At 59.6% G+C, this 21,218-nt stretch carries 17 protein-coding genes and 1 pseudogene; 10 read left to right on the top strand and 8 right to left on the bottom strand.

Translation table 11 applies throughout. The features are described 5' to 3' along the window. Positions 1–52: 52 nt before the first annotated feature. Together NW830_RS06765 and NW830_RS06760 are read right to left on the bottom strand one after the other, a co-directional pair. A complete protein-coding gene (locus NW830_RS06765; RefSeq protein ID WP_414362162.1) occupies positions 53–1,045 on the bottom strand; it encodes a photosynthesis system II assembly factor Ycf48 in 993 nt (330 codons plus the stop codon). 8 nt (positions 1,046–1,053) lie between these two features. After that, positions 1,054–1,470, bottom strand: coding sequence for a rubredoxin (locus tag NW830_RS06760; protein ID WP_414362163.1), 417 nt, complete (start codon positions 1,468–1,470; stop codon positions 1,054–1,056). Between the two features lie 195 nt (positions 1,471–1,665). On the opposite strand from NW830_RS06760, the gene NW830_RS06755 reads away from it, so the two are divergent. The 5 genes from NW830_RS06755 to accC all read left to right on the top strand — a co-directional run bounded on the left by NW830_RS06755 (position 1,666) and on the right by accC (position 7,742). Next, the gene (locus NW830_RS06755) at positions 1,666–2,076 is read left to right on the top strand and encodes an FHA domain-containing protein (protein ID WP_414362165.1); all 411 of its coding nucleotides are present in this window, start codon (positions 1,666–1,668) and stop codon (positions 2,074–2,076) included. An 804-nt stretch (positions 2,077–2,880) separates the two neighbouring features. Next, positions 2,881–3,423 (top strand): FHA domain-containing protein, encoded by a 543-nt coding sequence (locus NW830_RS06750; protein WP_414362167.1) that lies wholly within the window; start codon positions 2,881–2,883, stop codon positions 3,421–3,423. Between the two features lie 145 nt (positions 3,424–3,568). Next, on the top strand, positions 3,569–5,584 hold the full coding sequence (locus NW830_RS06745) for an FHA domain-containing protein (protein ID WP_414362168.1): 2,016 nt from the start codon (positions 3,569–3,571) through the stop codon (positions 5,582–5,584). A 57-nt stretch (positions 5,585–5,641) separates the two neighbouring features. Next, entirely contained in the window at positions 5,642–6,094 is a 453-nt protein-coding gene (locus tag NW830_RS06740; protein ID WP_414362169.1) for a hypothetical protein, read from the top strand. 283 nt (positions 6,095–6,377) lie between these two features. After that, positions 6,378–7,742, top strand: coding sequence for an acetyl-CoA carboxylase biotin carboxylase subunit (gene accC / locus NW830_RS06735; RefSeq protein ID WP_414362171.1), 1,365 nt, complete (start codon positions 6,378–6,380; stop codon positions 7,740–7,742). Positions 7,743–7,768: 26 nt separating this feature from the next. On the opposite strand, the gene dcd is transcribed toward accC, so the two are convergent. Together dcd and NW830_RS06725 are read right to left on the bottom strand one after the other, a co-directional pair. Further along, positions 7,769–8,362, bottom strand: a complete 594-nt coding sequence (gene dcd, locus NW830_RS06730) for a dCTP deaminase (protein WP_414362173.1) — start codon at positions 8,360–8,362, stop codon at positions 7,769–7,771. 61 nt (positions 8,363–8,423) lie between these two features. Next, positions 8,424–9,098 (bottom strand): cob(I)yrinic acid a,c-diamide adenosyltransferase, encoded by a 675-nt coding sequence (locus tag NW830_RS06725; protein ID WP_414362175.1) that lies wholly within the window; start codon positions 9,096–9,098, stop codon positions 8,424–8,426. 359 nt (positions 9,099–9,457) lie between these two features. Between NW830_RS06725 and NW830_RS06720 the strand changes: the two genes are divergently transcribed. Further along, complete coding sequence (locus tag NW830_RS06720; protein ID WP_414362177.1) at positions 9,458–11,641, top strand: NAD-binding protein; 2,184 nt, start codon at positions 9,458–9,460, stop codon at positions 11,639–11,641. Here NW830_RS06720 and NW830_RS06715 read toward each other — a convergent pair. The 3 genes from NW830_RS06715 to accD form a co-directional block, all read right to left on the bottom strand. Next, a complete protein-coding gene (locus NW830_RS06715; RefSeq protein ID WP_414362179.1) occupies positions 11,638–12,336 on the bottom strand; it encodes a class I SAM-dependent methyltransferase in 699 nt (232 codons plus the stop codon). The genes NW830_RS06720 and NW830_RS06715 overlap by 4 nt on opposite strands. Before the next feature lie 73 nt (positions 12,337–12,409). Next, a complete protein-coding gene (locus tag NW830_RS06710) occupies positions 12,410–12,784 on the bottom strand; it encodes an STAS domain-containing protein (RefSeq protein ID WP_414362180.1) in 375 nt (124 codons plus the stop codon). Positions 12,785–12,933: 149 nt separating this feature from the next. Beyond that, positions 12,934–13,896, bottom strand: a complete 963-nt coding sequence (gene accD / locus NW830_RS06705) for an acetyl-CoA carboxylase, carboxyltransferase subunit beta (protein ID WP_414362182.1) — start codon at positions 13,894–13,896, stop codon at positions 12,934–12,936. A gap of 137 nt (positions 13,897–14,033) precedes the next feature. Here accD and NW830_RS06700 point away from each other — a divergent pair, with 137 nt between their 5' ends. From NW830_RS06700 to NW830_RS06685, 4 genes and pseudogenes are all read left to right on the top strand, one after another. Then, complete coding sequence (locus NW830_RS06700; protein WP_414362184.1) at positions 14,034–14,906, top strand: tRNA (5-methylaminomethyl-2-thiouridine)(34)-methyltransferase MnmD; 873 nt, start codon at positions 14,034–14,036, stop codon at positions 14,904–14,906. Positions 14,907–15,042: 136 nt separating this feature from the next. Next, positions 15,043–15,627 (top strand): hemerythrin domain-containing protein, encoded by a 585-nt coding sequence (locus NW830_RS06695; RefSeq protein ID WP_414362186.1) that lies wholly within the window; start codon positions 15,043–15,045, stop codon positions 15,625–15,627. Positions 15,628–15,639: 12 nt separating this feature from the next. Beyond that, positions 15,640–15,909, top strand: a complete 270-nt coding sequence (locus tag NW830_RS06690) for a DUF4089 domain-containing protein (RefSeq protein ID WP_414362187.1) — start codon at positions 15,640–15,642, stop codon at positions 15,907–15,909. Beyond that, positions 15,906–17,306, top strand: a pseudogene (locus NW830_RS06685) (AtzE family amidohydrolase). Before NW830_RS06690 ends, NW830_RS06685 begins: the two are co-directional and overlap by 4 nt. A 965-nt stretch (positions 17,307–18,271) precedes the next feature. On the opposite strand, the gene gcvP reads toward NW830_RS06685, so the two are convergent. Further along, positions 18,272–21,208 carry an aminomethyl-transferring glycine dehydrogenase gene (gene gcvP / locus NW830_RS06680; protein WP_414362188.1) on the bottom strand — a complete coding sequence of 979 codons (2,937 nt, stop codon included), beginning with the start codon at positions 21,206–21,208 and terminating at the stop codon, positions 18,272–18,274. Between the last annotated feature and the right edge of the window lie 10 nt (positions 21,209–21,218).

The raw sequence follows: 21,218 nt of genomic DNA, 5'->3' as shown, positions 1-21,218 counted from the left end.
CGCGCTAGCGGGACGGAGTCCTTTCGCGCTAGCGGGACGGAGGGTTACCAAGCTACTCTGCTGTGGTGTAGCCGACGTAGCGCAGGAGCGTGCCCCGCTGCCCCAAGATAAATCCTCGGTCAGGGCCAAAGAACTTAATGGAGTAGAAATTGGCGGGAATGTTGCTTAGCTTCTTGGCCTCCTCCCAGGTTTTGCCGCCGTCGGGGCTGTGGAGGAGTGTAGCACCCCCTCCTACCACCCACAGGTCATGGTCGTTTTGGTAGGCTGCATCGAGATAGCCAAAGCTAAGGGCCCGTCCAGGTCGCAGCGGCTTAGACCATTCGCCAGAGGTAAAGTCATCTGTAAAGGCAATCTCTGCCCCCTGATTCAGTTTCCAGGCGCTGCCGTTAGGGCCAAAGCCCATGTTCTGGATACGGCGAGAGCTCTCCCGCAGATAGGGCTTCCAAGCGTGGGTTGCGGGCGTGTACAAGAAGTAGAAGCTGCCGCGTGAAGAAACGGCTAGGTACTCCCCTCCAGGACCGCGGGCGATGTTTTTAATTGCCCCAATTGGCTCCTCCACCTGCCCATGCCAGGTCTGCCCCCCGTCCTCTGTGCGGTAGATAGCTCCCACATTGGTTACCATTTCGGCAGCGCCAGCGCCCAGAGCATGGATGAGGAGTGGCTCTCCTGGCAGTTGGTTGCTCAGACGAATCAACGTCCAGTCGGATCCCTCATTCAAGGTGTGAAGCAGGATCTTTGGCTGTCCCACTATCCACCCCTCTGCCCCGGCAAAGCTAATTGATCTCAAGTAAGCCTCGGGCTCGAGGGCCGACAGCTTGCGCACCTGCCAGTGAAGGCCACCGTCTTGAGATTCCAGCAGCGTTGCCTTGTCACCTACCAGCCAGCCACGGGAGGGGTTAGTGCCAGTGAAGGCAATATCCAGCAGGATGTTCTGGGTGGGCACCTCCACCTGTTCCCAGGGCACCACCTTCATCTCTGGCATTCGCGCTGCCATCAGCAGGAGCGAGAAGGCAGCCAACAGCGCCAGTCTCAGGAGCTTCACCATTGTAACTATCACTCGACGAAGTAAAAACTCATTAAAAACAAAAACCCCAGTGCCAAGCCCAGGAAGATGAGTAGGTTTTTTTGCGCAGGGGTCATCACGTTGACCCCAAAGCCATAGCGCAGGTTTTCCTGAAAGCCGGAAGGCTTGCCCTTGGTACCCACCGCTTGGAACAGGCGCTTATCAGCTCGGCACACTGGACATCTCCAGTCAGGAGGCAGCTCCTCAAAGGGTACACCTGCCGGGATGTGATTGAGCTGATCCCCTTGGGTTGGCTCGTAAACATAGCCACAAGAGCGGCATTCGTAGCGCTGGAGGCCTCGGGGATCGCCAAGCTGAGCCTCGACCTCATCTTCCGGCAGCTCGATTAGCTTGGGTACCCTGGGGGCTTCGGACTGGTTGGCAAGATGGGAGTGGGCGCCACTCATGGTCAAGGAAGGATCTGCATCGTTCAACCCCTATTATGAAGGGATCCGTTACAAAAATCTACTTGCTTTCCCCAGAATACTTCTGTATTCGTCGAGCCAGTTGGAAACTGACGCGACACCCATCTCAACTGGCCAGGTGATCCCGTGCTATGTTTTAGCTACCCTATCTGCGTGGTGTGCCAGTGGGTGCCCTCTATGACTATGCCCCCTCGTCGACCTACCCTCAACCATCTGCTAGTTGTCAAGGATCGCCATGGGCCCAAAGCTTACTGGCTAACGGCTGAGCTCTATTCCCTGGGGCGGGATCCGAGCAACAGTATTCGCATTGACTCCCAGTACGTCTCCCGCCACCACGCCATCTTGGTGAAAACCGAATCTTCCACCTCTCTCGATGGGTTTACCTATCAAATTATCGATGGAGATATCCACGGCAGGCCCAGCACCAACGGCCTCTACATTCGGGGGGAGCGGGTAGAGTTTTGGGATCTCGAAGATGGAGATGAAATCCAGTTTGGTAGCGACGCCACCGCCACCTATTTGCGGCAGGCTCAGGATTTGGACAGGATTCTCTCCACCTTTGAAAATACCCAGATCGTGGGCCTGTAAGAGCCGACTCATCAGGCAAGAGGGGAAGGCGGTGGCGGGGTCATTGACTCCTTGCAACGCAGCAGCTCTTGGATGAAAAGGCTGTTGGCCTGCTGGCGCGAACGGTGAGGGGGGCGCTGCCTGCCAACGTGGAATAAGAGGCTGTTACTGGCTAGCAGGCGCTACCCAGGTCTGCAAGCTGGCTTTAACTCCAGAGCAGGCGACCAAGAGGGGCTTACGGCTTACTGCGCGAAAGAGGCCACCCTGCAAGCCCCCGCTGCTACTGGCACCCACACCAACCCATAGGCCAAGCGGGAAAGCGTCAGCCCTGTCTGTATCCAAAACCAGGTGTCAATCCGGCTTGGGAGTGGGAGGGGATGTGGACGCCGACGCGGCCAAGGGGATTTCCCTAGCTGGGGCTGCTACAGGCCAGACTAGAAGTTCGTGGCTAGGTTGCCAAAAGCCCTCCGTTTTAGCTGTGGGCTAGTTTACGTTTGGTGGAGTGCTTTGAGAACTGTTTGGCCAGAGGTGTGAAGAACACAAAACATGCATCCTCCGGGGATCGCTGGAAATTTACAGCTCTAGGCTCCCTGGCGGGGAGCGCTTGGGTAGTGTTTCAAGCGGAAAAGCGAAGAGATGTGATTCGGAAAACCTAACTCAGGTGATCTCAATCAGCACGAGCCTCTGTTCAAGAAGATAGGTTACAGTTAACCAAAGGGATAACAATTTTGACGAAAAAGACATCTTTTCCTTTCTAAGCTGACTTTTTGATAGGCTGAGGTCGATCACAGGGAACGGAGGCGTTGAACTGTGGAGCATGAAATCGTGTATCAACTAACCCTGGAATGGGTCGAGGCCGACCGGCGCCGATCTCAAACGGTGTCGCCCGTCCTCGGCAAGCTGGTTACCATCGGGCGGGATCCCGGCTGCGATGTGGTGCTCAACGACCCAACTCGCTCGGTCTCAGGAATCCATGCCGGGCTTTATCTCGATCCCAAAACTCTCAAGTTTTACATTCGCAACTTGACCCGGGATCGTTTGCCGCCTAAGCAACCCAACCCCATTTGGGTGAATGGCCGAAAAATCATTCAGGAAGAGCCTGCGCTCGAGGCCAATAGCCAAATTCAATTGGGGCGTATTGTGCTGAGCATAAAATCCATAGAGGTTGCCGGAAAAGATCAAGGGGTTTCTCTGAACCGCGGGACTTTGGGCACCCTCAAGGTTAAGTGCAGCCGCCTGGAAAACCCTCACTATCTGCCGCCAGAATATCAAGGCCAGAACTGCCCCTACTGCGGACATTTGGTCTTAAGTGCTTCGCTGGTGATCCCTCCTCCAGAGGCTGACAGAGCCTCGCGATCTCCTGCCTAGAGAACTAAACCGTTCCATTTTTCTCTTGGAGCCCGGCAGTCGAAAAAGGGATCCCAAGCCAAGTCCAAGGTGACTCATGAGATTACATTGTTCTGTGTTGTTCTCGATTGAGTCATTTTTACCTTTACAGAGGTGAACAAAAGCCATGCAAATTCAACTAAGCTGGGAAGATCCCATTACTGAAGAACAGCAAGAGCTGATTTTTCCATTGCCTCTTGCCTTGGGCAGAGAGCTGGCCCAACTGCCGCAGGAATGGCAGGGGCAAGAAGTGGCCCGGGCGGTGTTTGCTAGCCGGGAGATCTCCCGTTACCACGCCCTTATCTATCTCGGTGAGGATGCTCAGGTCATCTACGAGGATCGCAGTGCCAACGGCAGCCGCATCAATGGGGAAAAAATCCGACAAGCACGCCGGGTGCTGCAGGGCGGGGAAGTGGTGGAGCTTGGCCCCTACAGCATCACCGTCAGTTTGCTGAGGGATCCCAACGCCACCCTATTGCTCGGCACCCCCACCCTTTTGCTGGAGCCCCGCACCGACCTCATTCGCCCGGCCACCCAACCCGACACCGCACTTGAGGTTCCCCCAGCTTCCACAGTGGTTTTCGCCCCGGAGGAACTTCCCGAGGTGCGGGCCAGATCCGACTTCCCCCCACCGGACTTGTTCCGAGCTAAGCAAATTGCCCTGAGTGCCCTCAAAGCCACTGGCCTACCTGTGGAGGAGACCCTCTATTTGGCTTTGGGCGGTGGTATTGGCAGCTTTGCTTGGGTGGATACCCTGCGCATTTATGGAGTCAGATCCGAACATATCCGCGTCATCAGCATTGCCCGTAAACCCTACGAACGCTATGAACGGCTGTTGACCAACTGCCAGATCCCCCGCTGGAAGCGAATTCGCTCTGGCTCCGATTCTTGTCCGGACAACATTTGGGGCTGGCCCGGCTATGCCTTGCGAGAGGCCTGGCGCTCTTTTTTCTCTGGCCGATTGTTGGAAGCACTCGGCTTTTTGTGGCAGGTCTTTAGTGAGCCTTTGTTGGCAGATACCTACACACCGCTGGCAGGGAATGTATTTGCCTCGATGGATCGGGAAGCAGCTCGCATTGGCTGGGATCAAATGCTTTGCTACGGCCATATTCGCGCCGTTCGCAAAACGGAGGATGGGCGATACGTAGTAGCCTATTCGGCAACGCGGCCCGGCCATACAGATCACCGCTTTATGGTGGCCAAGTACGTGCATTTGGCAACTGGGTACCCAGCCATCAGACTGCTCAACGATCTGCAAGAGTTTCGGGAAAAAACTGGCGATCTAAAGTCGGTGGTACACGGCTACGAGCCCCATGATCATGTTTATGAGCAATTGGAAAAACAAGGCGGCACCGTTTTGATGCGGGGGTTCGGGATCGTCGCTTCTCAGGTGCTGGAGCGCCTCTACGAAGCCCGCAAAGTCAACCCTCGCATCTCGGTGGTGCATCTGAGCCGTGCGCCCAAGAGTGGCAATCGCTTCGGACGGGCCAAACGAGTAGTGGAGAACCATTGGGAGTTTCAGCCCTTCAACTGGCCCAAGGGCACTTGGGGTGGGGTTCTGCGCGCCAAATTGGAAGCAGCAACCCCCCTGGAACGGCGCGAACTACTGGAAGCCTGGGGCGGCACCACAACGGCAAGTCGGCGCAGGTGGCGGCGGATTGTGCGGCAAGGGCTGCAGGAGGGCTGGTACTCGATTGTCTTTGGCAAGGTGGAATCGGTGGTTCTCGGCGACAAAGGCAAGCCGGTAACCTACATTCGAGGTACCCACAACAACACCCAATTGAAGGTGGAAGCCGATTTTGTTATCGACTGCACGGGCTTGGTTTCGGATCCCATGACCAATCCCCTCCTCAATGATCTGATTACCCACTACAATCTGCCCCTCAATCCCCACGGACGCCTACATGTTTCCAACGATTTTGAGCTGGTGGAGATGCGCAACGGGGATGGACGGATGTACGCTGCCGGGATCATCACCTTAGGTGGACCCTATGCGCCGGTGGATACGTTTTTGGGCCTGCAGTACTGTGCCCATCGATCGGTGGAGCACTTGGCTCGGCTGGGGGCACCAGGAGTTAAAGGTCTAGAAGGGATCCGATCCCTGTGGCAGTGGTGCAAGTGGGCCTTGAACCTCAGCCCTTAGCCTTTGAACTGAAGCCAAACGAACTAACGATTGGGGCCAACGAAACTGGAGGAAACCATGACACCCACTCTCATTGGCCGTTGGCAAACCCGCATTTTTTTACTGGCTACTGTAGGTGTTTTAGCGACTTTGCCTTTTTACTTTGGACTGACTGGACATAGAGGCAGCCTTACCTATTTTTGGGTGCTCTTCTACGTAGGTTTGTTTGGCTGTGTTTGGGATGTTGTCTATAACTACCTGATGGGGTGGAGGTGGGATCACGATTGGCCTGGGATCCTGCAGCTTTTGGCCGGCATTTGGGAAGGGCTTTTCTTGGGCACAGTCCTGAGTCTGGTGGGCCTTCCCCATATCCCAAGCCAACGGTTTGACCTGGGCGACTTTATTCTCCACTACAGCGTGGTCTGGGTTTGCCTTTACCTCAGCGCTTGGGTGGTGATGCGGATTTTGTTTCCCCGCTGGCGCTTTCGCGGCGGAGAGTGGCTGGGGCCATGGCCTCGCTCCGACAACTAGAGAAACGAGAGTTTTGCCCCACGCAAGCCTGTACTCTGATGGCTCGCACCCAGATCAACCTCTACCTGGAGATCCTTTGCGCCCCTGGGATCCTGCTGAAGCCGGATCCCTGCCGCCTTAGCCCCAGCTAGGGTGCCGGCTGGATTGGCCGGAGGGGGGATCCCCATCTAGGCTGCTCTACCCTTCCGTCTGCTTGCCATAGTAGGATCAGCACCTGCGTAGCCTACCTGCAGAGGCCGCTGGTCTTTAGCGGTCGGGGTTTTTCTAGCCTCAAACGTCCCTCATGCCGCCCATCACCAAGATCCTGATTGCCAACCGAGGCGAGATTGCCCTGCGCATTATCCGCACCTGTCAGGAAATGGGGATCCGCACTGTGGCCGTCTACTCCACTGCGGATCAGAACTCGCTCCATGTCCAACTGGCGGACGAGGCGGTCTGTGTGGGGGAGGCCCCGGTGGCCAAAAGTTACCTCAACATTCCCAACATCATCTCGGCAGCCCTTACCCGCGGTGCCAATGCCATTCATCCGGGCTACGGGTTCTTGGCAGAGAATGCCAAGTTTGCCGAGATGTGTGCCGACCACAACTTAATTTTCATTGGCCCTTCCCCAGAGGCCATGCGCAAGATGGGCGACAAGGCTATGGCGCGCGAAACCATGCAGGCGGTGGGCGTGCCGACAGTACCTGGCAGCCGTGGGTTGATCACCTCTGAGGAAGAGGCGCTGCGGCTAGCTGAGAAAATCGGCTACCCCGTGATCATCAAAGCCACTGCCGGAGGCGGGGGACGGGGTATGCGGGTAGCCCGCGATGCCCAAGAATTGCTGAAGATGATGCGCACCGCCCAGGGGGAAGCCCAGGCAGCCTTTGGCAATGGGGGGATCTACTTGGAGAAATACATTGAGCGGCCCCGTCATGTGGAGTTTCAGATTTTGGCCGACAGCTATGGCAATGTGGTGCACCTCTATGAACGGGATTGTTCAATTCAGCGGCGGCACCAAAAACTGCTGGAAGAAGCCCCTAGCCCTGCTCTCACGCCGAGCTTGCGCGCTCGCATGGGGGCCACGGCGGTGAAGGTAGCCAAGGCAGTAAACTACGTGGGGGCAGGCACGGTAGAGTTCCTGCTGGACAAAAATGGCCAGTTCTACTTCATCGAGATGAACACCCGCATCCAGGTGGAGCACCCCGTAACTGAGATGGTGACTGGCCTGGATCTCATTGCCGAGCAAATTCGCATTGCCCAAGGCCAGCCCCTCACCTTTCGCCAGAAGGATGTGCAACTGCGGGGCCATGCCATCGAGTGCCGCATCAATGCCGAGGATCCCAAACAACAGTTTCGTCCCTGCACGGGCACCATCACCGCCTATTTGCCCCCTGGGGGGCCAGGGGTGCGCATGGACTCCCACATCTACACCGACTACACTATCCCCCCCTACTACGACTCACTGCTAGGCAAGTTGATTGTCTGGGGGCCTAACCGGGCAGCAGCCATCCGCCGCATGCAGCGAGCCTTGGGGGAGTGCGCCATCACGGGTGTGCCCACCACGATCCCTTTTCACCAGCAGATCCTGCGTCACGAGGCTTTTTTGCGGGGTGAGGTGCACACGGATTTCATTGCCCAACACCTGCTGAGCAGTTCCTCTGAGCGCTAGAGCGCGGGACTTCCCCTTGCAGTCTGCTAAACCCTAGCCACCACCACCTGCTGCGGCTGATCCTGGTACTTGCCTTGGCGGTCGGCATAGGTAATTTGACAGGGATCCCCCTCCAAAAACAGCAGCTGCACTACCCCTTCGTTGGCATACACCCGGCAGTCAGCGCTGGAGGCATTGGAAAACTCCAGCGTCAGGTAGCCCCGCCACCCTGCTTCAGCTGGAGTCAGGTTGGCAATCAACCCCACCCGTGCGTAGGAAGATTTGCCGATGCAGATGACAGTAATATTGTCGGGCACGTGGAGCCGCTCGAGGGACACCCCCAGCCCATAGGAATGGGCAGGGATGATGAAGTAGTCTCCCATTTCGTCGTGGTGGAGCTCCACAGGTTCTAGGTTCTTGGGGTTAAACCGCTTGGGATCCACCACGGTACCGGGCACATGGCGGAAGATCTTAAATTCCACAGGGGAAAGGCGAATGTCGTAGCCATAGGAGGAAAGTCCGTAGCTCAAAACAGGCCGCATCTGTCCATTCCACTCCACGGCCCGCACCAATTCGGGGCAAAACGGCTCGATCATCCCTCGCTGCGCTTGCTCCCGGATCCAGCGGTCGCTTTTTAGCATGGCTACATGACATAGGGACCAGAGAATTGGGGGAAAGAGCGTATAGCTGCGGATCACAAAACTATGAACTGCTGACCCGCGAGGGAGCCAAGCAACTCCCCAGGCCACGGGAGGGCTCCTGCCGTGGGCGCAGTTGGGTGATGAGATCGGCGCGTTCCAGGAGAGAAGCCGGCATTTCGGGCCCGGTGATGATCATGTCCATCCAGACCGGACGCTGATCGACCAGGTCTAGCACCTGTTCTTCTGGAATCAAGCCCAACTTGATGGCCAAGCTCAACTCATCCAGCACCACCAAGCCATAGCGGCCACTCCTGACGGCCTCCTGGGTAAATTGCCACAACTCGTCCAGAGCTGCTCGCTCCTCCGGCTCCAGATGCGGTGTATCGATGCAGCGGTGTAGACGGCAACGAACCCACTCCAGCGAGCTGCCCAGCAAAATCCGGTTCTCCGGGCCTTGCTTAATCCCGCCTTTGAGAAACTGCACAATCAACACCCGCGTTCCCTGACCCGCCAAGCGCAGCGCCTGCGCCATCACGGGGGTGAACATGCCCCGACCGGGATGGGTGTAGAGTTGCAGGGATCCCTGGGGGATGAGATGGGCGGGAAAGGCTCCATACCCTTGGAGAAAGGAGTCGCCAGCAGTAGAGCTAGCCTGGGCAGCAGGCTGTTTGACAGGGGCAACAGGAACAGCATCCTTGGGGAAAGGCATAGGGTTAAGGGAGGCAGTGCAAACCATGGTTTTATCTTGGGAGTGGGCAAAAGGACAATACCCCGCGAACTAGGGATTGCCCACAACCCAAAAACAGAAGCGTCACCCACAGCCGGCACCAGGACCTATCCTTTACCGAGGTGGGCGACAGCCGCTAGGCTGCAGAGCCTGGAAGTGGCGCAAGGCGCCAGCCACGGATTCCATGAAACACCACCTATGGCTATCCGTCAACGAGCGAGGGCTTTCAGCAGCCGACGCCCAAAGTTTGCCCCTCCTAGGCGGTTTTTCGAGCTCCGCCGACTTTCTTAGAAGGCCAGGAGCTTGTCGCGGCTAGCTGAGGCCTCTTGCCTTTCTGGGTATAAAGGGAGCAGAGCAGAGGAGAGGGTATGGCCGGCTCTCTTTCCCAAACGCCAGGTGTGCACCTACAAGACAATGGCTGCCCCCTAGGTGCCTCCGTTCTACTCTGTGGCTACAACGATTTGGCAGAGTTGACGCTAGAGATTCTAGAAGAATTTGGACAGCGGGCAGTGGTGGTGGCTCCCTGCCCGCCGCCCTCTCGGAAAGGGGGATGGCAATACCTGCAGGGGGATCCGCACCGGGCGGAAGTGTTGCGCCAGGCGGGGATTGAGCAGATTAAGGTGGCCTTGCTTTTGGAGGACAACGACCAAGCCAACTTCGAGCTGGCCCTCTTGATTCGGGATCTCAACCCGCAGGCGCGTATTGTCTCTCGTCTGTTTAACCCTAGCCTTGCCCGCTACTTGGACTCAATTTTGCCGCAGCATTTCTCCCTCTCAGTTGCCGGCTTAGCGGCCCCTGCCTTCGCCCTCAAGGCCGTCTCGGACGAATTTGTTGGCTACTTCGAGCTGCCTCAGTTGGAGGCTCAGCCGGCTACGCTGCCACCGGAGCTGGCGGATCCGGTCCACTTTGGTGCTGAGCAAGAGACCACCCTCTGGAACGTGGTGGAGCTGACCATTGGCTACAACTCCCGTCTGCTGCACATGCCCCTTGAGGAACTGGAAGAAACTTTCCGGGCGCGGGTGCTGTTTCACTACCCTGGAGATGGACTGTCCAACTTTTCCGAGTCTCGGGTTTTCGAGGATTTCGACCCCAAGGCAGAGCTGCTGGAGGGGGATCGCATTTTGGTCGTCTGCGACCCGCGGGCCTATTTGCAACTGTTGGAGCGCAACGGGCGGCGAGGTTCTTCGCGGGCGCAGCGCTGGGCTCATGCGAAAAACCAAAAACGGGGGCAGCGACGCCAATCCCCCAGCTGGGAATCTTTTTTGTCTTGGCTAGACAAGGGACTGCGGCAGCTGCTCCAGGTCAAGCCCCTCGTCCGCACCCTCGTCTTCACCCTAGGAGGAATGCTGGTGCTGGGGGTGATCAACTTCAGGAGGATTGGCAAGCCGGTCGTCGACGCGCTGCTGCTGACCATTGTGGTGCTGACAGGGGGCTACGGAGATATCGAAGCCTTTCAGCAAGCGGAGACCCCTCTAGGGGTGAAGGTGGTGGCGGTGGCCATGACCTTGGTGGGGGCTGCTCTGGTGGGGTTAATCTACGGATTGGTGACCGACAAGTTGGTGAGCAGCCGCTTTGGGCTGGGTGGGGCCGCCCGCATGCCCAAAGCGGATCACGTGGTGATCGCGGGGTTGGGACGGCTGAGCTACTTGGTGCTGCAATTGTTGCGGCAGATGGGCTATGAGGTGGTGGTGGTAGAGCCCGACAGCGACAATCCCCTGCTGAAGGTGGCGGAACGGGAGGGGGCGGTGGTGATCCGAGGCAACTACGCCTTGGCCAGCACGCTGCACCAGGCCCGCATCCAAAGCAGCCGCTCTTTGATCTGCACGACGCCTGACGATCTCACCAACCTCGAGACCGCCCTGACCGCCCACAGCCTGCAACCTGGGATCCGCACCATTTTGCGGGTCACGGATCCTGAGCTGGCGACGCGGACGCAGCGGCATCTGCAGACGCTGGGAACCAGCTACAGCACCACGGCCCTGGGGGCGCGGGCTTTTGCTACGGCAGCGTTGGTGGGATCCGTTTACGGCACCCTGACTTGGGACGGGGAAACGCTGCTGGTGACGCTGCTGGAGGTCTCGGCCCATGACCCTTACCTGGGGCTATCCCTACGGCAACTGGCCCAGGATTACGACCTGGCGATCTTGCTGCATCACTCCCGGCCGGGCCGGCCCTGTGTTTTTCCCAAGATCTGGCAGAAAGAGGGCGAGACCCTGTTGAAGCGGGGGGATCGTCTATACGTGATGGGGACGGTGGGATCCCTGCTTCGCCTGGCCCAGGGACGCCCCCTGCCGCCGGAACTCTACCAAGTGCGGCTTTTGGAATACCGCAACCCCTACTTTGAAGACGAGATCCTCTCCACCTTAGCGTTTTATGCGGGGCTGCCCAAGACGGCCCTGAAGCCGCTGTTGCGCTGCCTGCCGGCGGTGGTGAGCCCCCCTCTCCCCCGCGACAAGGCCATTAAGTTGGCCCGCCAACTGCGCAAGATGAACACCGAGGTGGAGGTGTTTGCCCAGGCACAGGCCGAGCGGCGGATCCCTGAAGTCCTCTAGGGCTTTTCCGCCACAAGGCGCACAAAGCGATTTTGCCCGTAGAGCTCTTGCGCCACCACTCTCAAGCCAACCTTCTCCAACAGCCAGGCTAGGTCCTCAGCGCTGAAGCGGTTGTGCTCGTAGAAGTGGGTAAACTGATCCACCAAGGTGTCTAGGGGTGTTTCCGGCTGAAACAGTTGGGCTTCTGTGGCAGCATCGAAGTAGAGACTAAGCGGGGCGCGCACCCAGTCCACTAGCAAAAACCGTCCTCCTGGCTTGAGCAGGCGTCGCACCGCTTGCAACAGGCGCACCGGCTGCACCATCTCGTGGATCACCACCACTGCCTGGGCTGCATCAACGCTGCCATCTGGCAGGGGCAAGTGGGGATCGTGCAGGTCGTCCTGCAGCAGTTGGATGCCAGGGATGTCTTTCAAGTCTGCCGCTGCCCGCTCCAACATGTAGGGCATTAGATCTACGCCAATGAAATGTCCGCCGGGGTAGCGCTGGGCCCACTGCCGGAGGACATACCCCGGCCCCGTTCCCAAATCCAGCAGGCAGGGCGCAGCGGGCAAGCAGGGCTCAACATGCTGCTGCCAAAACTGCCAAAAGGCCTCATTGAAGCGCCCAGGAGCGGTAGCCAGCATCTGCTCGCAAAAGCTAGGGCCACGGTGGTGCTGGTAAAGGAGCTGAAAGGTATCGAGGCCAGCTTGGGGCATGGCTAAGCCTCCTCAACGGATCCTGGGAACAAAGTCAGAGGCGTAGGCAGGGCATCGCAGCAACTCAGTTGGCCTAGCGGGCGGCGGAAGCAGTGGAGAAATTGGCAACAGCCGTCTCCAGGTCGTCAAAACAGGTCAAGACCTTCTCCATTGAGGTGAGCCTGAGGACAAGGGCGACGCTTTCGGGAACGCAACAGAGGCTGAGGTTGCCACCGGCAGCCCGGCACTTGCGCAGGGCCGAGATCAGCACCCCTAGGCCAGAGCTATCCATAAAAGTAACTGCCGACATGTCAATCAACAGGTTGTGGTAGCCAAAATCCAAAACCTGCTGCAGCAGCTGCCGCACTTCGGAAGCGGCCCTGGCGTCAAAGCGACCCTCCAGGGGCACAATCGCCAGTTCTTGCCCTTGCGGAGTTTTGGCAGTCCGGATGCGTAGCTTAAGATCCATTGTTTCTGGTCAAGACTTCATGCCCTACCTTAGCACCATCGGTTGCTGCCATTAACCCCTCAGCAGAAAATTCCCCTTCTGCCGCTTCTTTGGCAGGACAATTTCCAGCTGGCTGAGATTATCTGCCAAAGGGAAGGGGGAGCTGGCGACTACCCCGTAGAGAGGGATCCCACCTTGGCTTCCCATCTCAGATCCGGGCCGTCGGGCGTGGGAAGGGACATATGTAGGCGGGGACGGTGCATAGCAAGCAATTGGGCCAAGCGCTTGCGCAGTTCAGTCCGCGGCACGATTGCATCGATGAGCCCATGGGCTAGCAAGTACTCAGCCGTCTGGAAGCCCTCCGGGAGTTTGCCCTTGCCAATGGTTTGCTCGATAACATTGGGCCCGGCAAACCCTATCTGGGCGCCGGGTTCGGCCAGGATCAAGTCTCCCAGCATGGCAAAGCTGGCGGTCACTCCCCCATAGGTGGGATGGGTAAGCACGGAGATAAACAACTGCCCGGCTTCGCGGTGCCTTTGCAGAGCGGCTGCTGTTTTGGCCATCTGCATCAGGCTGAGGATCCCTTCCTGCATACGGGCTCCCCCCGAGGCCGAAAAAAGGATCAGGGGCAGGTGATCGCAGGTGGCGCGTTCGGTGAGACGGGTAATCTTCTCGCCTACGACCGAGCCCATGCTGCCGCCCATGAAGCGGAAATCCATGACGCCAATGGCCACCCTCATCCCTTCCAGAGTGCCCAGCCCGGTCAAGACGGCATCCTTGAGCTGGGTGCGCTCCTGGTAGGCGGCCAGGCGCTCGGCGTAGGGCTTTTGGTCAAAAAAATGCAGCGGATCGGTGGGGGCCAGGTGCTCGTCGAGGGGCTGCCAGGAGCCGGGATCCAAAAGCTGCTCCAGCCGCTGCGGGGCTGTGATGCGATGGTGGTAGCCACAGCTAGGGCAGACCTGCCAGTTCTGCTGCAGATCCTTGGTGTAGGTGAGCGCATCACAAGCTGGACACTTCTGCCACAGGCCGTCGGCAATCTCTCGCACTTGCCGCTCTTTGTCGAAGGGGCTGCTGCCTGTCAAGTTGAGAGAAGTCTGTTTGCGCCGCTCGGCAAACCAATCCAGTAAAGACATAGCCGTTGAGGTACCCCCCTAGCTAGGGATGGCCAGAGCTGAATCTACAAGCCCTGCCGGTGAGCCGCGAAACTCATCTTAACGTTCTCAAGCTATCAAAGAATCGCCAAGCTGGAAATAGAGACTTGCTGTAGACCATGACCGCAGAAACCCAGTGGCAGGTGTTGACCACAGGGGATGGATCCCTGACTTTTTTCTCCCAGGAGTTCGGGCAGGCTTTTCACAACCTCAGCGGCGCTGCCCAGGAGGCACTGGAGAAGTTCGTCCGCCCTTGCCGGCTGGATCGGCTGCCGTTGGAGCGGGATCCGGAGGATCCTATTTGCCTTTTGGATATTTGCTTTGGCCTTGGCTACAACTCCGGCCTAGCCTTGGAGACAATCTGGCAGGTGCGGCCCAATTGCCGTGTGGAAGTCATTGGCCTAGAGCGATCCCCAGAGGTGCCCCGCCAGGCCTGGCAGGTGGGGGTGGGATCCACTTGGAGCTTTAGCAAGGAGTGGCAACGTTTTATCCACGAGGGATCCTGGCAATCACCGCGCTGGCGCGGAAGGCTGCTGTGGGGAGATGCCCGCCAAACTCTGTTGCAGGTGCCGCTGGGATGGGCGGATGCGGTGTTTTTGGATCCCTTCTCCCCTTCCGTTTGCCCAGAGCTGTGGACGGTGGACTTTTTGCGGGCAGTGGCGGCGCGAATGCGCCCCGGCGGGATTCTGGCCACCTATTCCTGTGCGGCAGCAGTGCGGGCAGCTCTGCTGGAGGCAGGCCTGTTTATCGGCTCGACACCACCGGTGGGTCGCCCCTGGCCAGGCACGGTGGCCTCACCTCAACCGGATCACCTGCCGCCCCTCTCCCCCAGCGAGTGGGAGCACCTGAAAACCCGCGCCGCGGTGCCCTACCGGGATCCCACCTTGCGAGGGGATAGAGCCCAGATTCGGCTGCAGCGCCAGCAGGAACAGCAAACTTCACCCCTTGAGCCCACTTCCGCCTGGAAACGCCGCTGGCTTGTGCAAGCCTAACGACCGGAGGGCAGCTTTTGCCGGGATTGCTGTTGGGGTGTAGCCAAGACACCTGCACCAGTCCCGTACCCTTACGCAAGCTGCCCTTTCTTGACAAAGTTAAGCTAGGATGAAGCTTTTTCTCCGGTGAACTGCCATGTCTACACTGGTTGCCCTTTGGGCCGAACAGCACCGTGTTATCCTGCAGCTCTTGGCTCGTCTCTCTCGGGCCTCGGAGTTGGATCTGGAGCAGCGGCGTCTCTGGGTGCAAAGGTTGCGGCAGCGCCTCTCCCGCCATATCCAACTGGAGCGCCACGCCCTCTACCCGCTGCTCAGGGCAGCCCTGGCGGCGGAGCCTCGGCTTAGCAGCCAGGTTGAGGGGTTGGAGCAGCGGATGCGGGATCAGATCCCGGAGCTGACCCGCTTTTTGCACCAGGCGGAGCGTGAGCCGCAGCAGTTGGATCCCTCTGCTGCCCTTCATTTTTATCAGCAGTTGCGGGCCCAGTTTGCGCAGGAAGAGCAGCTCTTGCCCTCCCTCTTTGCCCAGCATGTTTCTCCTGCCGCCGAGCAGCAGCAGTTGCGCCTGTTCCGCAAGCGCCTGCAGGCCAGTGCCCCCAGTTCTGCTGCCGGTCGTCGCTCCGGTTTGGAGGAATGGGAGCGGCAGGCAGTGACTCGCCCTGTCTTGCCCCGCGAACGCCTTTGGCCCCCGCCAGGTAGCACGGCGTCGATGACCACCCCATAGCCGAGGACGGCCTTGTCTTTGGATTCGGTAGCTTTCTGCTGGTTTTGGCAAGCTGGCCTGTGGTATTTTTTCCCCAGACGACCCCTCGAACCGCTGCAACCCTGGGATCCCGAAACCTACGTCGACTCGATGGCCCAACTGCTGCAACTATCCCTGCATTCGGACCATCGGGCGGGGGTGATTGAAAACCTGGCTCGCTTTTTGCCCCTTGCTCAACAGGTGCTGGAGTTTCCGCTGCCGCCGACGGTTGAGCCAGATCCTACCTTCAACCCCCAGCCATGATCACAGATTCCCCTCTTCTCGGCAGCGCCGACGGGTTCGCGATTGCCAGGGCCGTCCGCCAGGGATCCGTGAGCGCCCAGGCAGTGGTGGCCGCCTGTCTGGAGCGGATTCGCCAGCGGGATCCCCAGCTCAATGCCTTTACAGCCGTGCTGGAAGCATCGGCCCTGCAGGCGGCGGAGCGGCTGGATCGACAGGTGGCCAAAGAGATCCCGGTGGGCCCCCTGGCGGGGGTGCCTTTTGCCGTTAAGAACCTCTTCGACGTGGCCGGCCTCACCACCCTGGCCGGCTCGGTGATTAACCGCGAGAACCCCCCGGCCACCCGAGATGCCACGGTGGTGGCCCGCCTCCAGCAGGCAGGGGCGATCCTAGTGGGCACCCTCAACATGGACGAGTACGCCTCCGGCTTTGTAACCGAAAATAGCCACTACGGCCCCACCCGCAACCCCCACGATCTCAGCCGCAGTGCCGGCGGCTCTTCGGGTGGCTCGGCAGCAGCGGTGGCCGGGGGCTTGGTGCCCCTTAGCCTGGGCAGCGACACCAACGGCTCGATTCGGGTGCCCGCCGCCTTGTGCGGCATCTACGGCCTCAAGCCCACCTATGGCCGTCTGTCGCGGGCAGGAGTAGCCCTGTTGGCTCCCAGCTTTGACCACGTGGGCCCCTTGGCCCGTTCGGTGGCCGATCTTGCTCTCAGCTTCGATGCCATGCAAGGGCCGGATCCCCAAGATCCCGTCTGCACCCGCCGCCCCGCGGATCCCACCTTTGGTTAATTGGGGCAAGGGATCCAGGGCTTGCGCATTGCCGTGGCCGACGACTACTTCCTGCGGGGAGCAGAGCCCCACATCCTGGCCGGCGTGGAAAAGGTGGCCCAGGCCCTGGGAGCCCAGCAAACGGTGCGGATCCCGGAGGCCGAGCGCGCCCGCGCCGCTGCCTCTCTGATCACGGCTGCCAAGGGAGCCAACCTGCACCTACACCACCTGCGAACTCGTCCCCACGACTTCGACCCGGCCACCCGGGATCGCCTTTTGGCCGGCGCTCTGCTGCCCGCCAGTTGGATCCTACAGGCGCAGCGCTTTCGCCGCTGGTATCGCCAGCAGCTTCAGGTCCTCTTTCAAGAGATCGACCTGTTCATCGCCCCCACCACCCCCTGCTCTGCCCCCTTGCTCGGCCAAGAGAAGATGGTAATCGCTGGAGTGGAAGTCCTGACGCGGCCCAACCTCGGCCTCTACACCCAGCCCCTCTCGTTTGTCGGCCTGCCGGTGCTGTCGGTGCCGCTGCGCGAGGGCAGATCCCTGCCCTTTGGCGTGCAACTGGTGGCTGCCCCCTACCAAGAGGCCAACCTGTTGCGGGCCGCCGCCCATCTGGAAGCGCTGGGGATCCCGGAGGCGCGGCCTGCCTGAGCCAGCAGAAGCCCCCTTTTGAACTATATCTAGTGTTTCAATTTTGAATCTTTTGCTCCAGACGCTAAATGCGTGATCCCCTCGATGGGAGTAAAAATGTGCTACTCTTAAGGGCCGTTTTTGCCAGAGAGTTTGAATCCTGTCGGGGCAGGACGTGAGCTGCTTGCCTAGAGAGAGGAAAATCTTAAAGTAAAATTAATCCCCCAGTTGTTGTAGCGAATCACCTCTTTTCCGGGTTGGGTCGATAGAATGAACGGCATAAAATAGACACGGCACCCCCACCTGGACTCTATATCATGGATCACCCCACTTCTCTGGCCCAGCGCTACATGGAGATATGCAAGGCTTACCTTGCGCTCAACGAAGCCTTTGCCAAATTGGATTACTCCTACAGCCGCCTGCAGGAGAGCTTCAGGGAAATTCTCGGCCTAGCCAAGAAGGCTTTGGTTCAACTGCCTATTCTACGACAGCAGGTCGAACAGTTACAGCAGTGCGTCGAACAGAGGGATCGCTTGATTTGTTCCCTGCGAGAAGAACTGCAGGAGAAAGAAGCTCGACTACTGGAACAGGTGAGTCGCGTCACCAGTTTGGAGGATGAATTGGCAAGCTTAACAGAACGGCTGAACCAAGCAGAGGCAGCCCACCAAGCGTTGGAGGCCTGCAACCGTGAGCTGGAAGCAGCTCTGGGAGAGCGAGATCGGCAAATGGATAGCCTGCAAAGGCGGTTGGCGGAATTGGAGCAAGAGAACGCCTCGCTGAAGGCGCAACTGTCTCCGGTGGCTGACCTGCTTACCGAGGACTCAATAAATCTCCTGCAAGAAACGGAGAGCCCTGTTGAGGCCGATAAGGAGGTGCTGCCGCAGGTGCAGGCTTCGCTGCCAGAGACTGAGCGCCTTGTGCAAGAGGCCGAGCAGCTCCTCTCCTCTTGCTCAGAGCTGGTCCAGCTGCGGGCGACTTGCGCAGAGTTAGCCCTCCAGCCAGGGCTGACAACTGCACACCAGGTGACGATCTCCGTAGGCGTTGTCGATGCGGCTGACACTGGGCCAGAACTTGCGCTGCTTGACCCACGGGAGGGGATAGGCGGCTAGGGAGCGAGGGTAGGGGCGATCCCAGTGATCGGCGGCCACTACCTCGGCGGTGTGGGGGGCAAGTTTAAGGGGATTGCGCACGGGATCCATCTCGCCCCGCTCAATGGCAGCAATCTCCTGGCGAATGGCAATCATTGCCTCACAGAAGCGATCCAGCTCTTCTAGGGATTCGCTCTCGGTGGGCTCCACCATCATTGTCCCCGGCACTGGCCAGGAGATGGTGGGGGCGTGAAAGCCGTAGTCCATTAGCCGCTTGGCTACATCCTCAACCTCAATGCCGGCGCTTTTCTTGAGGGGGCGCAGGTCCAGGATGCACTCGTGGGCCACCCATCCCCCCGGCCCTTTGTAGAGCACCGGGTAGTAGGGATCCAACCGCCTGGCGATGTAATTGGCATTGAGGAGGGCCACTTGGGTAGCTAGGGTAAGGCCGGCGGATCCCATGAGGCGGATGTAGGCCCAGGCAATGGGCAGGATGCTGGCACTGCCCCAGGGGGCGGCGCTAACCGGGCCGTTGCAGCCAGGCAAAAAGGGGTGGCCGGGCAAATAGGGCAGGAGATGACGGGCAACGGCAATGGGCCCCACCCCTGGCCCGCCCCCGCCGTGGGGGATGCAGAAGGTCTTGTGCAGGTTGAGGTGGCAGACATCAGCCCCTAACTCCGCCGGACGGCAGAGGCCCACCTGGGCGTTGAGGTTGGCCCCATCCATGTACACTTGCCCTCCGGCCTCGTGGATCATCTGGCAAATCTCGCGGATCCCTTCCTCAAACACCCCATGGGTGGAGGGGTAGGTAATCATCAGGGCAGCCAGGCGTTCCCGGTGCTGCTCCACCTTGGCCCGCAGGTCTTCGAGGTCGATGTTGCCGGCCCTGTCGCAGGCCACGCTCACCACCTGCATCCCGGCCATGACAGCGCTGGCGGGGTTGGTGCCATGGGCAGAGGTGGGGATCAGGCATACCTGGCGCTGGCTTTCCCCGCGGGCCTGGTGGTAGCGACGAATGGCCAGCAAGCCGGCATATTCCCCCTGGGATCCGGCGTTGGGCTGGAGGGAGACGCCGGCAAAGCCGGTGATCTCCGCCAGCATTTGCTCCAACTGGGCAAAGAGGGTTTGATAGCCGCGAGCTTGTTCCAGGGGCACAAAAGGATGGAGCTGGGCAAACTCCGGCCAGGTCATCGGCAGCATTTCTGCCGTGGCATTCAGCTTCATGGTGCAGGAGCCCAAGGGGATCATGGAGTGGACAAGGGAGAGATCCCGGCTCTGCAGGCGGTGGATATAGCGCAGCAGCTCCGTTTCCGAGTGGTAGCGGTTAAACACCGGATGGGTGAGGTAGGGGGTAGTGCGCAAGAGCTGAGGCGGCAAGCTTTGGTGGAGATCCGAACTCAGGCCCTCGGGATCCCAGGCTGGCTCCCTGGAGCCGGCGAAGATTTCCCAGAGATCCCGCAGATCTTGAGAGGTGGTGGCCTCGTCCAGGCTGATCCCCAGGGTAGTCTCGTCAATCCGCCGCAGGTTGATGCGCCGCTGGGCGGCCCGCTCTTGGATCTGCTGCACCTGCTCTGGAGAGGCTGCCCTTACCCAAAAGGTGTCGAAGAAATACTCTGGCCCCACCCTGTAGCCCAGGCCCTGGATCCCGGCGGCCAGGTGATGGGCCTGGCGATGGATGCGTTCGGCAATTTGCCGCAGGCCGCGCGGGCCGTGATAGACGGCATACATGGAGGCCACCACTGCCAAGAGCACCTGGGCGGTGCAGATGTTGCTGGTGGCCTTGTCGCGGCGGATGTGCTGCTCCCGCGTTTGCAGGGCTAGGCGCAGGGCCGGCCTGCCCTGGGCATCTTGGGAGATCCCCACTAGGCGCCCTGGCAGCAGCCGTTTGTGGGCCTCGCGAGTGGCAAAGTAGGCGGCGTGGGGGCCGCCGTAGCCCAGGGGCACCCCGAAGCGCTGAGTGGTTCCCACCACAATGTCCGCTCCCCACTCCCCTGGCGGTTGCAAGAGAGTCAGGCTGAGCAAGTCGGCGGCTACGGCCACCACCATCCCTCTTTGGTGAGCCTGCTCCACCAGGTCGCGGTAATCCCGGATCTCCCCATAGGTGTTGGGATACTGTAAGAGCACACCAAAGCCGTTCCCAAGCTCAAACTGGGAAGGATCGGCCACGCGCACCTGGATCCCCAAGGGTTCTGCCCGTGTCTGCACGACGGCAATGGTCTGGGGATGGCAGCCGCGATCCACCCAAAAAACTGGGGATTGCTTGCCCGCTAAGGTGTAGGCCAGGTTCATGGCTTCGGCAGCAGCAGTGGCTTCGTCCAGTAGGGAAGCATTGGCAATCTCCATCCCTGTTAGATCAATCACCATCGTCTGGAAATTGAGCAGGGCTTCTAGCCGCCCCTGGGCAATCTCCGCCTGATAGGGGGTGTAGGGGGTGTACCAGGCAGGGTTTTCCAGGATGTTGCGCTGAATTACCGGCGGCGTCAGGCAGTTGGAATAGCCCATGCCCAAAAAGGAGCGCCACACCTGGTTTTGGGACGCCATTGCCCTCAGCTCCGCCAACACTTGAGACTCAGGGCACGGGGATCCCAGTTGCAAGGGCCGGTTACTGCGAATTGCTGCTGGCACTGCCTTTTCCACCAGCTCTCGGAGGGAGCCCAATCCCAAGGCCTGCAACATCTGGCGGATCTGCCCGGCATCCGGCCCGATGTGCCGCCAGACGAAGAGTTCCCGCTGCTCTAGCAGCTCTAGGTCGGGATCTGGGTCAGGGGGAGCTTGAAAAGCCTCCTGCCTAGAGGAGCGGAGGGAAGAAGGGTAGAGCTGGGCTAAGTCGGACATAGGACAAGCC

The organism is Synechococcus sp. OH30 (assembly GCF_047462175.1).
Taxonomy (GTDB): Bacteria; Cyanobacteriota; Cyanobacteriia; order Thermostichales; family Thermostichaceae; genus Thermostichus.
The sequence above is the reverse complement of the archived record's forward strand: the minus strand, read 5'-3'. Positions and strand labels throughout refer to the sequence as shown.

Bases quoted from the DNA above. Each gene is read 5' to 3' on its own strand.
- NW830_RS06700 (WP_414362184.1), top strand. From the start codon at position 14,034: ATGACCGCAGAAACCCAGTGGCAGGTGTTGACCACAGGGGATGGATCC.
- accC (WP_414362171.1), top strand. From the start codon at position 6,378: ATGCCGCCCATCACCAAGATCCTGATTGCCAACCGAGGCGAGATTGCC.
- dcd (WP_414362173.1), bottom strand. From the start codon at position 8,362: ATGCTAAAAAGCGACCGCTGGATCCGGGAGCAAGCGCAGCGAGGGATG.
- NW830_RS06755 (WP_414362165.1), top strand. From the start codon at position 1,666: ATGACTATGCCCCCTCGTCGACCTACCCTCAACCATCTGCTAGTTGTC.
- NW830_RS06765 (WP_414362162.1), bottom strand. From the start codon at position 1,045: ATGGTGAAGCTCCTGAGACTGGCGCTGTTGGCTGCCTTCTCGCTCCTG.
- NW830_RS06745 (WP_414362168.1), top strand. From the start codon at position 3,569: ATGCAAATTCAACTAAGCTGGGAAGATCCCATTACTGAAGAACAGCAA.
- NW830_RS06695 (WP_414362186.1), top strand. From the start codon at position 15,043: ATGTCTACACTGGTTGCCCTTTGGGCCGAACAGCACCGTGTTATCCTG.
- NW830_RS06740 (WP_414362169.1), top strand. From the start codon at position 5,642: ATGACACCCACTCTCATTGGCCGTTGGCAAACCCGCATTTTTTTACTG.
- NW830_RS06725 (WP_414362175.1), bottom strand. From the start codon at position 9,098: ATGGTTTGCACTGCCTCCCTTAACCCTATGCCTTTCCCCAAGGATGCT.
- NW830_RS06760 (WP_414362163.1), bottom strand. From the start codon at position 1,470: ATGAGTGGCGCCCACTCCCATCTTGCCAACCAGTCCGAAGCCCCCAGG.
- NW830_RS06710 (WP_414362180.1), bottom strand. From the start codon at position 12,784: ATGGATCTTAAGCTACGCATCCGGACTGCCAAAACTCCGCAAGGGCAA.
- accD (WP_414362182.1), bottom strand. From the start codon at position 13,896: ATGTCTTTACTGGATTGGTTTGCCGAGCGGCGCAAACAGACTTCTCTC.
- NW830_RS06715 (WP_414362179.1), bottom strand. From the start codon at position 12,336: ATGCCCCAAGCTGGCCTCGATACCTTTCAGCTCCTTTACCAGCACCAC.
- NW830_RS06720 (WP_414362177.1), top strand. From the start codon at position 9,458: ATGGCCGGCTCTCTTTCCCAAACGCCAGGTGTGCACCTACAAGACAAT.
- gcvP (WP_414362188.1), bottom strand. From the start codon at position 21,208: ATGTCCGACTTAGCCCAGCTCTACCCTTCTTCCCTCCGCTCCTCTAGG.